The organism is Pseudomonas sp. AMR01, assembly GCF_041946035.1.
Taxonomy (GTDB): domain Bacteria; phylum Pseudomonadota; class Gammaproteobacteria; order Pseudomonadales; family Pseudomonadaceae; genus Aquipseudomonas; species Aquipseudomonas antarctica_B.
This window is the reverse complement of sequence record NZ_JAUTYR010000029.1, coordinates 26,191-41,600: the sequence shown is the minus strand read 5'-3', so window position 1 is coordinate 41,600 and position 15,410 is coordinate 26,191. Positions and strand designations below refer to the sequence as shown.

11 protein-coding genes and 2 riboswitches are annotated in these 15,410 nt (G+C 62.4%); of the genes, 10 read left to right on the top strand and 1 reads right to left on the bottom strand.

Annotated features, from left to right (window positions below; all coding sequences use genetic code 11):
* Positions 1-92: 92 nt before the first annotated feature.
* Positions 93-308: riboswitch (cobalamin riboswitch) on the bottom strand.
* Between the two features lie 41 nt (positions 309-349).
* Positions 350-550, top strand: a riboswitch (cobalamin riboswitch).
* A 92-nt stretch (positions 551-642) separates the two neighbouring features.
* The 4 genes from cobW (at position 643) to Q7C20_RS20940 (ending at position 7,496) form a co-directional block, all read left to right on the top strand.
* Positions 643-1,704: a cobalamin biosynthesis protein CobW gene (cobW, locus tag Q7C20_RS20955; RefSeq protein ID WP_375069912.1), complete on the top strand. Its 1,062-nt coding sequence runs from the start codon at positions 643-645 to the stop codon at positions 1,702-1,704.
* Between the two features lie 3 nt (positions 1,705-1,707).
* Entirely contained in the window at positions 1,708-5,469 is a 3,762-nt protein-coding gene (gene cobN / locus Q7C20_RS20950; RefSeq protein ID WP_375069910.1) for a cobaltochelatase subunit CobN, read from the top strand.
* Between the two features lie 372 nt (positions 5,470-5,841).
* Positions 5,842-6,840 (top strand): ATP-binding protein, encoded by a 999-nt coding sequence (locus Q7C20_RS20945; RefSeq protein WP_375069909.1) that lies wholly within the window; start codon positions 5,842-5,844, stop codon positions 6,838-6,840.
* Between the two features lie 53 nt (positions 6,841-6,893).
* Positions 6,894-7,496, top strand: coding sequence for a VWA domain-containing protein (locus Q7C20_RS20940; protein ID WP_375069908.1), 603 nt, complete (start codon positions 6,894-6,896; stop codon positions 7,494-7,496).
* Between the two features lie 108 nt (positions 7,497-7,604).
* On the opposite strand, the gene Q7C20_RS20935 is transcribed toward Q7C20_RS20940, so the two are convergent.
* Positions 7,605-8,552, bottom strand: coding sequence for a DUF1853 family protein (locus tag Q7C20_RS20935; RefSeq protein WP_375069907.1), 948 nt, complete (start codon positions 8,550-8,552; stop codon positions 7,605-7,607).
* A 146-nt stretch (positions 8,553-8,698) separates the two neighbouring features.
* On the opposite strand from Q7C20_RS20935, the gene Q7C20_RS20930 reads away from it, so the two are divergent.
* Genes Q7C20_RS20930 through pepN form a run of 6 tightly spaced genes read left to right on the top strand, consistent with a single transcriptional unit; the run spans position 8,699 to position 15,213 of the window.
* Complete coding sequence (locus Q7C20_RS20930; protein WP_375069906.1) at positions 8,699-9,589, top strand: NAD(+) kinase; 891 nt, start codon at positions 8,699-8,701, stop codon at positions 9,587-9,589.
* Positions 9,589-10,575 carry a metallophosphoesterase gene (locus Q7C20_RS20925; protein ID WP_375069905.1) on the top strand — a complete coding sequence of 329 codons (987 nt, stop codon included), beginning with the start codon at positions 9,589-9,591 and terminating at the stop codon, positions 10,573-10,575. The genes Q7C20_RS20930 and Q7C20_RS20925 overlap by 1 nt, the downstream gene beginning before the upstream one ends.
* Positions 10,572-11,441 carry a rhomboid family intramembrane serine protease gene (locus tag Q7C20_RS20920; RefSeq protein WP_348062632.1) on the top strand — a complete coding sequence of 290 codons (870 nt, stop codon included), beginning with the start codon at positions 10,572-10,574 and terminating at the stop codon, positions 11,439-11,441. The genes Q7C20_RS20925 and Q7C20_RS20920 overlap by 4 nt, the downstream gene beginning before the upstream one ends.
* A gap of 14 nt (positions 11,442-11,455) precedes the next feature.
* Positions 11,456-11,716, top strand: a complete 261-nt coding sequence (locus tag Q7C20_RS20915) for a YeaC family protein (RefSeq protein ID WP_065895393.1) — start codon at positions 11,456-11,458, stop codon at positions 11,714-11,716.
* Positions 11,713-12,543: a DUF2797 domain-containing protein gene (locus Q7C20_RS20910; RefSeq protein ID WP_375069904.1), complete on the top strand. Its 831-nt coding sequence runs from the start codon at positions 11,713-11,715 to the stop codon at positions 12,541-12,543. The genes Q7C20_RS20915 and Q7C20_RS20910 overlap by 4 nt, the downstream gene beginning before the upstream one ends.
* Before the next feature lie 12 nt (positions 12,544-12,555).
* Positions 12,556-15,213 (top strand): aminopeptidase N, encoded by a 2,658-nt coding sequence (gene pepN, locus Q7C20_RS20905; protein ID WP_375069903.1) that lies wholly within the window; start codon positions 12,556-12,558, stop codon positions 15,211-15,213.
* Positions 15,214-15,410 lie beyond the last annotated feature (197 nt).

The following is a 15,410-nucleotide window of genomic DNA, read 5'->3' as shown; positions in this document are numbered from 1 at the left end:
CGCGTCCCTTCTGGGTTTCAGGGTGACGCAGGCGCATAAGACCCCGCGAGCCGGGCACGCAGGGTTCGAACAGCGCCCGCCCACCGCGGGTTTGTTATCTGATTTTTTCGGGCCGGTCTCCGGGCTTGCGAGGGGCGCTCTGCGGGAGAGTCAGCCTGAAAACGTCGCCTTCCCATGCCCAAGGGGCACAGTGGATATGACGTTTCGCTCGCTTACCGTTGCGGGGGCAGCACCGGACTGTCGTGTGAACATGAGTCACCGGTTTCCCGTTTCACCCTGTGAAGGGCACCCGAAACAAGGCGGGTAGGAAAGCATGCAGAGCGGCGGTAGTCAAACTGACCGAGCACCTGTAGCCTTGCACCTTCGAGGTTCTTCGACCGAGGTCGAAGCTAAGAAGGGAACACGGTTCAAGCCGTGGCTGCCCCCGCAACTGTGAAGGGTTTAACTGACTGCCACGCCACTGCCACTACGGCGGGAAGGCGCAGCCGGCGCCGGTCGAGAGACCCGCAAGCCCCAAGCCAGGAGACCTGCCTCGTGACCGATTTTCTACTTTAACCGGGCGGGGTGATCCGGTGACGAAATCAGCTGCTGCGCGCTGTCGCAGGGCCTATCGTCCCGTATGCCCGCCCCAAAGGGCATCCGATGAAAACACTGGCCAAACTCCCCGTCACCATCGTTACCGGCTTTCTCGGCTCGGGTAAAACCACCTTGTTGCGCCACATGCTCGACAACGCTCAGGGCCGTCGCATTGCCGTGATCGTCAACGAGTTCGGCGAGCTGGGCATCGACGGTGAAATCCTCAAGCAGTGTTCCATCGGTTGCACCGAAGAAGAAGCCAACGGCCGCGTCTACGAACTCGCCAACGGTTGCCTGTGCTGCACGGTTCAGGAAGAGTTCTTCCCGGTGATGCGCGAGTTGGTGGCGCGTCGCGGTGACCTCGACCACATCCTCATCGAGACCTCGGGCCTGGCCCTGCCAAAACCCCTGGTGCAAGCCTTCCAGTGGCCGGAAATTCGCAGCGCCTGCACCGTTGACGCGGTGATTACCGTGGTCGACAGCCCGGCCGTAGCCGCTGGCACGTTCGCCGCGTTCCCGGATCAAGTAGACGCTCAGCGCAAACTCGACCCGAACCTGGACCACGAATCGCCGCTGCACGAGCTGTTCGCCGACCAACTGGCGAGCGCCGACCTGGTCATCCTCAACAAATCCGACCTGATCAGCCCGCAAGACCTGGCCCGCGTGCGCCTGGAAGTCGCTGAAGAATTGCCGCCAGCGGTGAAAATCATCGAAGCGAGCAGCGGTCGCGTGCCGCTGGACGTGTTGATCGGCCTGGGCGCAGGCTCCGAGGAACACATCGACGGGCGCCACAGCCATCACGATCATCACCACGAAGGTGAAGACGATCACGACCATGACGCGTTTGACTCGATCTCCATCGACCTGCCGCAAGCTGACGAGTCGCTGCTGCTCGACGCCTTGACCCAGCTGGTGGTGCAGCACGGCATCCTGCGCGTCAAAGGCTTCGCGGCGATCCCGAACAAGCCGATGCGCCTGTTGATTCAGGGCGTGGGCACGCGCTTCGACAAGCATTTCGACCGCGCCTGGGGCGCTGACGAAGCGCGCATCACGCGCCTGGTGCTGATCGGCCAAGAGCTGGATGCGGTGGGCCTTGAAGCGCAATTGCGCGCCGCGCTCAGCGTTTAACCCATGCACCTGCTCAGGACTCAGCCCGGTGGTTTTGTCGCGGACGACAATATTGCCGACCTCGGCCAAACCCCCGCTGAACTGGTGATCCTGTGCAGCGGTGATTCGAGCCTGGCGCTGCTCGCCGAAGCGGCGCAGCAGTTGCCCGACGACTACCCCAGCGTGCGCCTGGCCAACCCGATGCAGGTGCAGAATCACGCTTCGGTCGACCTCTACGTCGATGAGGTGCTGCGCCACGCCAGGGTCATCCTGATTTCGCTGCATGGCGGCATCGGCTATTGGCGTTACGGCATCGAGCGCCTGGTGGAGTTGGCCGAGCGCGGCGTGCAGTTGATCCTCGTGCCGGGGTGTGATCGCCCCGACCCGGAACTCAGCGCTTTGAGCACAGTGGGTGTGGCTGAGCGCGACCGCCTGTGGCACTTCCTGCGCCAGGGCGGCATGGGCAATGCTCTGGATTTTTATCGCTGCCTGGCCAGTGAATACCTGGGTCGCGACTATGCCTGGGCCGAACCGCGCACCCTGCCGCGCACGGCGATTTATCACCCGCGTAAAGCCGACGCTCGCTTGAATGATTGGCAAGCGGATTGGAACCCCGAGTTCCCGGTGGCCGCCGTGCTGTTCTACCGCTCGCATTTGCAGGCGGCCAATACCGGCTTTATCGACGTGTTTTGCCAACGCTTGCAGGCGGCGGGCCTTAACCCGTTGCCCATCGCGGTGGCCAGTTTAAAAGAGCCCGGTTGCCTCACGGTGGTCGAGGACCTGCTGGATGACGTGCAGGCAGCGGTGATTCTGAACACCACCGGCTTCGCCCAGTCCAGCCCCGAAGCGCCGCATGTGCGCCCGTTTCGTCGCAATATTCCGGTGATCCAGGCCATCTGCGCCCAAGACAATGAGCCCGGCTGGAAGGCCAGTGCGCAAGGCCTCGGCCCGCGTGACTTGGCGATGCACATTGCCTTGCCGGAGCTGGACGGGCGCATCATCAGCCGGCCGATCAGCTTCAAGGACCTGGCCTGGCGCAGTGAGCGCAGCCAGTCGGACGTGGTGTGCTATCGCGCTGCGCCCGAGCGTATGGATTTTGTTGCCGAACTGGCGCGGCGTTGGGTCGAGCTGGCGCGGGTGCCGAATGCCGACAAACGCATCGCGCTGATCCTCGCCAACTACCCGACTCGCGACGGTCGCATCGGCAACGGTGTGGGCCTGGATACGCCGGCGGCGGCGCTGAATATCCTGCGTGCGCTGCAGGCTGAAGGTTATCCGGTGCCCGATGTTTTACCGAGCAGCGGCACCGCGCTGATCCACGACTTGCTTGGCGGCGTGACCAACGACCTGGACAGCCTCGACTTGCGTCCGTGCCACCAAAGCCTGGGCCTGGACGATTACCAGGCGATGTTCAATCGCTTGCCTGAAACCAATCGCCAAGCGGTGACAGCGCGCTGGGGCAACCCGCAAAACGACCCTATGTGCCGCGATGGCCGCATGATGATCGCCGGCCTGCGCCTGGGCCTGACCTTTGTCGGCATTCAACCGGCGCGCGGTTATCAGGTGGACCACAGCGCGGTGTATCACGACCCGGACCTGGTGCCGCCCCACGGCTATCTGGCGTTTTACTTCTGGTTGCGCCACACCTACGGCGCCCACGGCGTGATTCACGTGGGCAAGCACGGCAACCTCGAATGGCTGCCGGGCAAGGGCGTTGGGCTGTCGGAAAACTGCTGGCCCGACGCGCTGCTGGGGCCTTTGCCGAATATCTATCCGTTTATCGTCAACGACCCGGGCGAGGGCGCCCAGGCCAAGCGCCGCACTCAGGCGGTGATCATCGACCACTTGATGCCGCCGCTCACCCGCGCCGAAACCTATGGCCCGCTGCGTGATCTTGAGCTGTTGGCCGATGAATATTACGAGGCGCAGTTGCTCGACCCGCGACGTGCCCTTGAGCTGCAAAAAGACATTCTCAAGCTGGTGCGCGAAACCCGCATCGACGCAGAGCTTGAAATGGACAGCGACGCCGACGCCGCCATCTGGCTGCCGCGCCTCGACACCTATTTGTGTGATTTGAAGGAATCGCAGATCCGCGACGGGCTGCATATTTTCGGCGAGTCGCCCGAAGGCCGCTTGCGCATCGACACCTTGCTCGCCTTGCTGCGCATCCCCCGTGGCGACGGGCGTGGCCCGCAATCGAGTTTGCTGCGGGTGTTGGCCAAGGCATTCCAGCTGGGTTTTGATCCGCTGGACTGTGCGCTGGCCGAGCCCTGGACCGGGCGCCGTCCCGAGGTACTGCAACAGATTGACGCGCAGTTGTGGCGCACCGCCGGCGATACCCGCGAGCGCCTGGAATTGTACGCCGCGCGTTTGATCGAGCAGGCGCTGGAAGGGCCGCTTGAGCAGTTGGAAGAACCCGGTTGGGAAGACGTGAAGGCGGTGATCGAAAGCCTGCGCATCGTCGTCGCGCCGCGTCTGGATGCCTGCGGCCCGGCAGAGATGCAAGGGTTGCTGGATGCCCTGAGCGGGCGTTTTGTGCCGGCCGGGCCAAGCGGCGCGCCGAGTCGTGGTCGCCTGGATGTGCTGCCCACCGGGCGCAATTTCTTTAGCGTGGATGTGCGCAACCTGCCCACCACCACGGCGTGGCGGATCGGTTTCCAGTCAGCCAATTTGATTCTTGAACGGCATTTGCAGGACCACGGCGACCACTTGCGCCAACTCGGTTTGTCGGTTTGGGGTACCGCCACCATGCGCACCGGCGGCGACGACATCGCCCAGGCGATGGCGCTGATGGGCGTACGCCCGGTGTGGGCGACGGGCAGCCAGCGCGTGGATGATTTTGAAATCCTGCCGATCAGCTTGCTCGACCGCCCGCGTGTTGACGTGACGCTGCGGGTGTCCGGGTTCTTCCGCGATGCGTTCGCCAACCTGATCCGCCTGTTTGATGCGGCGGTGCAGGCGGTGGCCGCGCTGGATGAGCCGGACGACATGAACCCGCTTGCCGCCAAAGTGCGCAGCGAGCGGGAGGCGCTGCTCGCGTCTGGCCTGGATGAAGAGGCGGCGGCGAAACAGGCTGGCTGGCGCATTTTCGGCGCCAAGCCCGGCGCGTATGGCGCAGGTGTGCAGGGCGCAATTGACGGTCGCCTGTGGCAAAGCCGCGAAGACTTGGCCGAGGTGTACCTGAACTGGGGCGGTTATGCCTATGGCGGGTCGGATGAAGGCACCGCCGCCCGCGAACAGTTCGCGCAGCGCCTGAGTCAGGTGCAGGCCGTGTTGCAGAACCAGGACAACCGCGAGCATGACCTGCTCGACTCCAATGACTATTACCAGTTCCAGGGCGGCATGCTCGCCGCCGTGGAAACCCTGAGCGGCGACAAGGCCGCCAGCTACCATGGCGACCATAGCCAGCCGGACCTGCCTAAAATCCGCACGCTGAAGGAAGAGCTGAACCGGGTGATCCGTTCCCGCGCCGCCAACCCCAAGTGGATCGAGGGCGTGAAGCGGCATGGCTATAAAGGCGCGTTCGAGATGGCGGCGACGGTGGACAACCTGTTCGCCTTCGACGCCACCACCGCGCTGATCGATGATCACCAATATGCGTTGCTTGCCGACGCGTATTTGCTTGACCCTGATACCCGGGACTTTGTGCAGCAGCACAACCCCGACGCCCTGCGCGACATGACCGAGCGCATGCTCGAAGCTCAACAGCGCGGCATGTGGCAGGAACCGGGCGCTTATAAGGAAGCCCTGGAAAACCTGTTGCTGGACATAGAAGAAGACAGCTGAGATGCCGCGCTTGGCGTGTTGTTGGCGGTCAGTTGCAGCGAGCGGGCACGTCTGTCGGGGCGTGCAGGCACACTGTGGCGAGCAGCCTTGTTGTGGCGAGCGGGCTTGCCCCGCGTTGGGCTGCGCAGCAGCCCCAGAACCAGGCGCAGAGGAGTGCTTGGCAGACCGCGTTTGCCTGTATTGGGGCGGCTTCGCCACCCAACGCGGGGCAAGCCCGCTCGCCACAACAAGCCTGCTCGCCACAAGAAGCCCGCTCGCCACAACAAGCCTGCTTATCACAGCAAGCCCGCTCTCCAGGGCAAGCCTGTTTGCCACAGTAGGCCCGCTTGCCACGGGGCATTTCCAGATTGATGAAGTTGACCGAGGGCTCGCATGACTGATATCCCGCATTTTCCGCTGTCCGCCGTGGTCGGCGCTGACGAATTGAAACTGGCGCTGTGCCTGACCGCCATTGACCCGAAGATCGGCGGTGTGTTGATCGAGGGCCCGCGCGGGATGGCCAAATCCACGCTTGCGCGCGGCTTGGCAGACCTGTTGGCGAGTGGTCAGTTTGTCACCTTGCCATTGGGCGCTACCGAAGAGCGCCTGGTGGGCACGCTGGATCTGGACGCGGCGCTGGGCGAAGGTCGCGCGCAGTTTTCCGCCGGTGTATTAGCCAAGGCGGATGGCGGCGTGCTGTACGTCGATGAAGTCAACTTGTTGGCCGATCACCTGGTTGACCTGCTGCTGGACGTGGCCGCCAGCGGCACCAACCTGATCGAGCGTGACGGCATCTCCCATCGGCATTCCGCGCGTTTCGTGCTGATCGGTACCATGAACCCGGAGGAGGGCGAGTTGCGCCCGCAACTGCTCGACCGCTTCGGCTTCAATGTGGCGCTGAGCGGGCAGACCCTGCCGGCCGAGCGCGGGCAGATCATCCGCCGTCGCCTGGATTTCGACAGTGACCCCGTCGGGTTTTGCAAGCAGTGGGCCGAGCCGCAGGCAGCCTTGCGCGAGCGCTGCACCCAGGCGCGGGCGCGGCTCGACAGCATTGAATTGGATGACGACGCCTTGGCGCAGATCACCGAGCGCTGCTTTGCTGCCGGTGTCGATGGCTTGCGCGCCGACTTGGTCTGGCTGCGCGGTGCCAGGGCGCATGCCGCGTGGCGTGGCGCAGCCGCCATTGCCGAAGAAGATATCGAGGCCGTGGCTGAATTTGCCCTGCGCCACCGCCGTCAGGAGCAATTTCCGCCGTCCAGCCCTGCTGAACAAGGGCAGGCGCCAAAGCCCTCCGACACCTCACCCGGTCAAGGCCAATGGGGCGATATGCCCGCGCAGGCTTCTGCCATGGGCGCACGCCGGGATGTGCCCTCCTGGCCAAAAAAGCCTTAGGCATTCGCCCTCGACCTGACTCGGGGGCGGATGCCCGACCCAAGGCGGGGCAAGTGGACAGAGGCCGCCATGGCAAGGCGCGCAGCGCAGAATACGGCTCGATCAATTGGCCGGGCACCTTGCTCGGCGGTCGGCCGCAGTGCCGTGAGGATATGCTCTATCACCTGCGCAGTCGTTCGGCCGATGAGCTGTGGCTGGTCATTGTCGACGCGTCCGCTTCCACTCGGCGGCACCGCGCGTTGACCGATGCCAAGGGTTTATTGGCCCAGCTGTTTGATGACGCGTATCGGCAACGGGCGCGCATGGCGTTGTTGACGGCCAGCGGGCAGTCACCGAAGTGGCAGGTGCAAGGCCTGAAAGCTGCAAAGGGTTTGGCGCAGTGGTTGAAGCAGCTGGGGGCGGGCGGCGGCACGCCATTGCTGGCGGCGCTGATTGAAGCCAGGCAATGGCTGGCAGTGCGGCGCAAGCGGTATCCCTCTGAACAGCAGCGATTGCTGGTGATTACCGATGGCCGATTGAAGGACATTGCCGGGTTGCCATTACTGGAGTGCCCGGGGTTGCTGGTGGATATCGAGCGTGGGCCGATCAGGTTGGGTCGGGCTGAAGAGCTGGCGGTTGGGTTGCAGCTGGATTATCGGCATATCGACAGCTTGTAGTGTCTGGGCCTGCGCATTCGCGAGCAAGCCCGCTCCCACAGGGGAATGCATTCCAAATGTGGGAGCGGGCTTGCTCGCGAAGAGGCCTTGAAATCCACCACAAGGCTGTCAGCCAGCCCCCGGCACATTCGGCCAAAGGTCTGCCACCAGAAACAGCCGCTCGGCTTCCTCCCAATCCTCACCCACCTGAACCAGGCGCACCAGCAACTGCGCCGGCGCCATCGGGTCCAGCTCGCTCAGCCAGGCGTGCATCTGTTCTTCGCTCCAAACGTCACTCGCCGCGTAATGTGCCGGCGCCAGCCACGCATGCCGTGGCAGAGGTTGCCAGCAGCCCGGTGGACGCACGCAGACAAAGTCCCGCCAATCACGCTGATGCAACCAGCGCCCGCGCAAATGCTGCGGATGGGCGCCACGGGGTGATGCAGCTTCGCCAGGCCACGGGTAGAGCAAATACCCACCCAGCCACAAATGCGCATCGAACTGCTGAATATCCAGCGCCGCCAGCACTTCGCGGCTTTCCGGCCGTGCCGAAATCGGCAATTGATGTTGGGCCAGGTGCGCCAGTTTACGGTCGAGCCGATCATGGCAACCCGGGCCGAGCCATTGCGAACTGTCCTTGCCGTCTCCGTCTTGCGGCCCCAGATAAAGCTTGATCGCCAGTTCCAGGTGATGCACCCCATCGCGGTCGCGCAGCAGCATGTCGAGTTCGCCCAACGTATGCCCGGCGCGGCGGATCGGCAGGTTGGCGGCCAGCAATTCCACGCCCGGCGCATGCTTCACGGCGAACTGCCACAGGCGTTCGTAATACAGGCCCAGGCGCCGCGTGCGGGCCTGGCTCAGCCACTGCTGCAATGGGCGGCTGTCGTGGTCAAGTGAGCGTAACCAGTGTTCGAGACGCTCGGGCGCCTGCACCCAGTCGCTGCCGGCCAGCGGGTGGCGCTGGGGCCACGGCGTCTGTTCGAGCATCGGCGGGGCGAGCATGACCCACGCCAGGTCACGCACCTCGGGGTGGCGCAGTTGGCGGGGCAGGGTGTGTAAATCGGGGAACACAGTCATGTGTCCGAGCATAGCTGTTTAACCGTCCTGTCGGTGGCTGAGAACCATTGTCATCAAGGCCTGACGGCGACAAAGGGTTTTGCCTGACGCGGCCTTTCGCCCATAATCGTTCTTTTTTGCGTCACCCTAAATCCCGCAGGAGCCCCATGGAGCAATTTCGCAATATCGGCATTATCGGTCGCTTGGGCAGTACCCAGGTGCTGGACACCGTCCGCCGGCTGAAAAAATTCCTGGTGGAGCGTCACCTGCATGTGATCCTCGAAGACACCATCGCCGAAATCCTGCCGGGCCATGGCCTGCAAACCTCGTCGCGCAAGATGCTCGGTGAAGTGTGTGACATGGTGATTGTGGTCGGCGGTGACGGCAGCCTGCTGGGCGCGGCACGGGCGCTGGCGCGGCATAACGTGCCGGTGCTGGGGATCAACCGGGGCAGCCTGGGGTTTCTGACCGATATACGCCCCGACGAGCTGGAAGTCGAAGTGGCCAAGGTGCTCGACGGCCATTACCTGGTGGAAAACCGCTTCCTGCTGCAGGCCGAAGTGCGCCGCCACGGCGAAGCCATCGGCCAGGGCGATGCATTGAATGATGTGGTGCTGCACCCCGGTAAGTCCACGCGCATGATCGAATTCGAGCTGTATATCGACGGCCAGTTCGTGTGCAGCCAGAAGGCCGACGGCCTGATCGTCGCCACGCCGACCGGCTCCACCGCGTACGCGCTGTCGGCGGGCGGCCCGATCATGCATCCCAAGCTGGATGCCATTGTGATCGTGCCGATGTACCCCCATATGTTGTCCAGCCGGCCCATTGTGGTAGACGGCAACAGTGAACTGAAAATCGTGGTGTCCAAAGACATGCAGATTTACCCGCAAGTCTCCTGCGACGGGCAGAACCATTTCACCTGCGCCCCCGGTGACACCATCACCGTGAGCAAAAAGGCGCAGAAGCTGCGGCTGATCCACCCGCTGGACCACAACTACTATGAAGTGTGCCGCACCAAGTTGGGCTGGGGCAGCCGCTTGGGGGGTGGAGGCGACTGATGCTCGATCCCGCGCGTAGCTACGACCTGATTGGTGACGTGCACGGTTGCGCTCATACCCTTGAGCACTTGCTCGAACAGTTGGGTTACCACAAGAGCGGTGGCACCTGGCGTCACCCTTCACGCATGGCGGTGTTCCTCGGCGATATCATCGACCGCGGGCCGCGCATTCGCGAGGCGCTGCATATCGTCCACGATATGGCCCAGGCCGGTCAGGCGCTGTGCATCATGGGTAACCATGAGTTCAACGCGCTGGGCTGGACCACGCCTGCGCCGCCGGGCAGTGGCAAGCAGTTCGTGCGCGAGCACAACCCACGGCATGCGCGCTTGATCCAGGAAACCCTGAGCCAGTTCGAGCAGCACCCGGCCGACTGGCACGACTTCCTCGGCTGGTTCTATGACATGCCGCTGTTTGTCGACGCCGGGCGTTTCCGTGTGGTGCATGCGTGCTGGGACGACGGCTTTATCCAGCCGCTGCGCGCGACCTTTCCGGACGGCTGCATCGATCAGCACTTCCTGCAAGCCGCCGCCGTGCCGGGCAGTTTTGCCTGCAATGCGTTCGACCGGCTGTTGCGCGGCACCGACATGCGCCTGCCGGACGGCTTGACGCTGACCGGTGGCGATGGCCTGACGCGTTCGTTCTTCCGCACCAAATTCTGGGAAGACGACCCGAAAACCTACGGCGATATTGTGTTCCAGCCCGACGCCTTGCCGGAGCCGGTGGCGCGCACGCCGTTGTCGTCCACCGAAAAGAATTCCCTGCTGCGCTATGGCGTCGATGAACCGTTGCTGTTCGTCGGCCATTATTGGCGCAGCGGCAAACCGGCGCCGATCCGCGATAACCTCGCGTGCCTGGATTACAGCGCAGTGCTGTACGGCAAGCTGGTGGCGTACCGACTGGATCAGGAAACCCGCCTCGATCCGCGTAAATTTGTATGGGTCGACGTTGAGCGGCCCGAGGTTATTACACCTGAGGTCATGAAATGAGCACCGTGGCTGTATTGCGCTTGCCCCTGAGCGTCGACCTGGCGGGTTTCGTCAAATTGTTGCAACGCATGCAAGTGCCCCATCGGGTCAGTGAAGAAGCGGGCGAGCAAGTGCTGTGGGTGCCTGAAACCATCAGCGACGACGTGCGCGTGTTGTACCAGCGTTTTCCGGCTGGCGACCCCGACCAGCAGCTGGATATTCCCGAACAGGCGCCTGTCACTCGGCCGAGCTTTGTGCAGCAAGTGCGCCACAGTCCGGTGACGGCGTTGGTGTTGCTGGCGAGCATCATTGTCGGCGCGGTGACGTTGCTGGGTGAAAACCTGCAAACCATGGCCTGGCTGACCTTCTTGCCGTTCCATGTGTCGGGCGAGTACCTCCAGTTCACGCCGCTCGCCGATAGCCTGGCGTCGGGGCAGTGGTGGCGGTTGGTCACGCCGATGCTGATTCACTTCGGCATCCTGCACCTGGCCATGAACGGCATGTGGTATTGGGAACTGGGCCGGCGCATCGAAGTGCGCCAGGGCAGCATTAATCTGCTCGGCCTGACCCTGTTGTTCAGCCTGGTTTCCAACTATTCGCAGTACGCCTATAGCGGCCCGAGCCTGTTTGGCGGCCTGTCGGGCGTGTTGTACGGCCTGCTCGGGCATTGCTGGATCTTTCAATTACTCTCGCCAAACCCGGCCTATCGCCTGCCCCGTGGTGTGCTGGCGATGATGCTGATTTGGCTGGTGCTGTGCATGTCGGGGCTGATCTCGATGATCGGTTTCGGCGAAATCGCCAACGCGGCTCATGTGAGCGGCTTGGTCATCGGTTGCCTGACGGGTTTGCTGGGCGGGCTGTACAACCGCCGCAAAGCTTCTATTTGATAAGGAAGAGCCTCATGTCCTCTTTTGCTGAAATGATCGAAAACATCACCCCGGACATCTACGAGAGCCTCAAGCTCGCCGTGGAAATCGGCAAGTGGTCCGATGGCCGCAAGCTCACTGCCGAGCAGCGCGAGCTGTCCCTGCAAGCGATGATCGCCTGGGAACTGCAGAACCTGCCGGAAGACCAGCGCACCGGCTACATGGGCCCGCAGGAATGTGCGTCGAAATCGGCACCGGTACCCAACATCCTGTTCAAGTCGGATGCGATCCATTGATTGAGATTGGTCGCGGTGCAGTCAACAAAATGTCGGCGCAACTCGGTGAGCCGACCGTTCAATACGCGTTTCGCCTGGGCGATACCGAGGTGCCGGTCAACCCGTTGATCGGTACCCATGTGCGCCTGGAGTTCCTCGGTGCCATCCATTGCAGCCATTGCGGCCGCAAGACCAAAACCAGTTTCAGCCAGGGTTATTGCTACCCGTGCATGACCAAGCTGGCCCAGTGCGACCTGTGCATCATGAGCCCCGAGCGTTGCCACTACGACGCTGGCACCTGCCGCGATCCGGGCTGGGGCGAAAAATTCTGCATGACCGACCACGTGGTCTACCTGGCGAATTCGTCAGGGGTGAAGGTCGGTATTACCCGTGCGTCCCAGTTGCCAACGCGGTGGCTCGATCAGGGCGCCAGCCAGGCGCTGCCTATAATGCGCGTCGCAACGCGTCAGCAGTCCGGCTTCGTCGAAGACCTGTTCCGCAGTCAGGTGGCCGACAAGACCAACTGGCGTGCGCTGCTCAAGGGCGATGCTCAATCCGTCGACCTCAAGCAGGTGCGCGATCAACTGTTCGCCTCGTGCGCTGAAGGGTTATTGAGTTTGCAGGAACGCTTTGGCCTACAGGCCATCCAAACGATTGCCGACATTGAACCGATCGAAATTCGCTACCCGGTAGAGCAATATCCCACAAAGATAGTCAGCTTCAACCTGGACAAGAACCCGATTGCCGAAGGCACGCTGCTGGGGATCAAGGGCCAATACCTGATTTTCGACACCGGCGTTATCAATATTCGTAAATACACGGCCTACCAGCTCGCCGTGCATCAGTAAAAGGACGAAGACATGCGCACCGAACAGCCGAAGATGATTTACCTGAAGGACTATCAGGCGCCGGACTACCTGATCGAAGAGACGCACCTGACCTTCGAGCTGTTCGAGGACCACAGCCTGGTCCACGCGCAGTTGGTGATGCGCCGCAACCACGAGCGCGGCGTCGGCTTGCCGCCGTTGGTGCTGGATGGCCAGCAGCTGGAGCTGTTGAGCATCAACCTCGCCGATCAGGAACTGACGGATGCGGATTATCAACTGACTGAAAATCACCTCACGGTGCACCCAAAAAGTGAGACTTTCACCCTCGACACTACGGTGAAAATCCACCCGGAAACCAACACCGCGCTGGAAGGCCTGTACAAATCCGGTGGCATGTTCTGCACCCAGTGCGAGGCCGAGGGCTTTCGCAAGATCACCTATTACCTCGACCGCCCGGACGTGATGAGCACCTTCACCACCACGGTGATCGCCGAGCAACACCGTTACCCGGTATTGCTGAGCAACGGCAACCCGATCGCCAGCGGCCCCGGTGAAGACGGCCGTCACTGGGCGACCTGGGAAGACCCGTTCAAGAAACCGGCGTACCTGTTCGCGCTGGTGGCCGGTGATTTGTGGTGCGTTGAAGACACCTTCACCACCATGACCGAGCGCGACGTGGCGCTGCGCATTTATGTCGAGCCGGAAAATATCGACAAGTGCCAGCACGCCATGAACAGCCTGAAAAAGTCCATGCGCTGGGACGAAGAAACCTACGGCCGCGAGTACGACCTCGACATCTTTATGATCGTCGCCGTGAACGACTTCAACATGGGCGCCATGGAAAACAAGGGCCTGAACATCTTCAATTCCAGCGCCGTGTTGGCCCGCGCCGAAACCGCCACCGACGCCGCGCACCAGCGGGTCGAGGCAATTGTTGCCCACGAATATTTCCACAACTGGTCGGGCAACCGCGTGACCTGCCGCGACTGGTTCCAGCTGTCGCTCAAGGAAGGTTTCACCGTGTACCGTGATTCCGGCTTCTCTGCCGACATGAACTCGGCCACGGTCAAGCGCATCCAGGACGTGGCGTACCTGCGTACCCATCAGTTCGCCGAAGATGCCGGCCCGATGGCCCACGCGGTGCGCCCGGACAGCTTTATCGAGATCTCCAACTTCTACACCCTGACCGTGTACGAAAAGGGCTCGGAAGTGGTTGGCATGATCCACACCTTGCTCGGCGCCGAAGGTTTCCGTAAAGGCAGCGACCTGTATTTCGACCGCCATGACGGCCAGGCCGTGACCTGTGATGACTTCATCAAGGCCATGGAAGACGCCAACGGCGCCGACCTGACTCAATTCAAGCGCTGGTACAGCCAGGCCGGTACGCCGCGTTTGGCCGTCAGCGAGTCCTACGACGCCGCCGCCAACACCTACAGCCTGACCTTCCGCCAGAGCTGCCCGGAAACCCCGGACAAGGTTGAAAAACTGCCGTTTGTGATCCCGGTCGAATTGGGCTTGCTGGACGGGAAGGGCGCCGGTATCGCCTTGCGCCTCGCTGGTGAAGCCGCCGCTGGCGGCACGTCCCGCGTGATTTCGGTCACCGAAGCCGAGCAGACGTTCACCTTTGTGGATATCGCTGAGCAACCGTTGCCTTCGCTGCTGCGCGGTTTCTCGGCGCCGGTGAAACTGAGCTTCCCGTACAACCGCGATCAACTGATGTTCCTCATGCAACACGACAGCGACGGCTTCAACCGCTGGGATGCCGGCCAGCAATTGGCGGTGCAAGTGTTGCAGGAGTTGATCGGTCAACATCAAGCGGGCCAGCCGCTGAAGCTGGATCAGCGCTTGATCAGCGCATTGCGCAGCGTGCTGAGCGACGAAAGCCTGGACCAGGCCATGGTCGCCGAAATGCTCTCGTTGCCGGGTGAAGCCTACCTCACGGAAATCAGTGAAGTGGCGGACGTCGACGCCATCCACGCCGCCCGCGAGTTTGCCCGCAAGAAGCTGGCGGAAAACCTCCACGAAGAGCTGTGGTTGCGCTACCAGGCCAATCGCGACTTGTCCAAGCAAACGCCTTACGTGGCAGCGGCTGAGCATTTTGCCCGTCGCGCGCTGCAAAACATTGCACTGTCCTACCTGATGCTCAGCGGCAAGCCTGAAGTGCTTGCGGCCACACTTGATCAATTCGACACCAGCGACAACATGACCGAACGCCTTACCGCGCTGGCCGTGCTGGTCAACTCGCCCTTCGAGGCAGAAAAGGCCCAGGCGCTGGCGGTGTTTGCCGAGAACTTCAAAGACAACCCGTTGGTCATGGATCAGTGGTTCAGCGTGCAGGCCGGCAGCACCTTGCCGGGTGGGCTGGAGCGGGTCAAAGCGCTGATGGAACATCCTGCGTTCAACATCAAGAACCCGAACAAGGTGCGTGCACTGGTCGGCGCGTTTGCCGGGCAGAACCTGATCAACTTCCACGCGGCGGATGGCTCGGGTTATCGCTTCCTGGCGGATCTGGTGATTCAGCTGAACGGGTTTAACCCGCAGATCGCCTCCCGCCAACTGGCGCCACTGACCCGCTGGCGTAAATACGACAGCGCGCGCCAGGCGCTGATGAAAGCCGAGCTGGAGCGCATTCGCGGCTCGGGTGAGCTGTCGAGCGATGTGTTCGAGGTGGTCAGCAAGAGCCTTGCTTAAGGTGTGCGAATGAAAAAAACGGCTAGGTCAGGCTAACGCCCACCAGACAAGGGCGAACGCTATACCTGTGGCGAGGGAGCTTGCTCCCGCTGGACTGCGTAGCAGTCCCTTTTTTGGGGCCGCTGCGCGACCCAGCGGGAGCAAGCTCCCTCGTCACATGGTCTGTTTACTCCTGAAAAAAACTGACACGTTCCTGG

What these genes read in the sequence shown, in the direction of transcription:
- cobW (WP_375069912.1), top strand. Translation starts at nt 643, where the DNA reads ATGAAAACACTGGCCAAACTCCCCGTCACCATCGTTACCGGCTTTCTC.
- cobN (WP_375069910.1), top strand. Translation starts at nt 1,708, where the DNA reads ATGCACCTGCTCAGGACTCAGCCCGGTGGTTTTGTCGCGGACGACAAT.
- Q7C20_RS20945 (WP_375069909.1), top strand. Translation starts at nt 5,842, where the DNA reads ATGACTGATATCCCGCATTTTCCGCTGTCCGCCGTGGTCGGCGCTGAC.
- Q7C20_RS20935 (WP_375069907.1), bottom strand. Translation starts at nt 8,552, where the DNA reads ATGACTGTGTTCCCCGATTTACACACCCTGCCCCGCCAACTGCGCCAC.
- Q7C20_RS20930 (WP_375069906.1), top strand. Translation starts at nt 8,699, where the DNA reads ATGGAGCAATTTCGCAATATCGGCATTATCGGTCGCTTGGGCAGTACC.
- Q7C20_RS20925 (WP_375069905.1), top strand. Translation starts at nt 9,589, where the DNA reads ATGCTCGATCCCGCGCGTAGCTACGACCTGATTGGTGACGTGCACGGT.
- Q7C20_RS20920 (WP_348062632.1), top strand. Translation starts at nt 10,572, where the DNA reads ATGAGCACCGTGGCTGTATTGCGCTTGCCCCTGAGCGTCGACCTGGCG.
- Q7C20_RS20915 (WP_065895393.1), top strand. Translation starts at nt 11,456, where the DNA reads ATGTCCTCTTTTGCTGAAATGATCGAAAACATCACCCCGGACATCTAC.
- pepN (WP_375069903.1), top strand. Translation starts at nt 12,556, where the DNA reads ATGCGCACCGAACAGCCGAAGATGATTTACCTGAAGGACTATCAGGCG.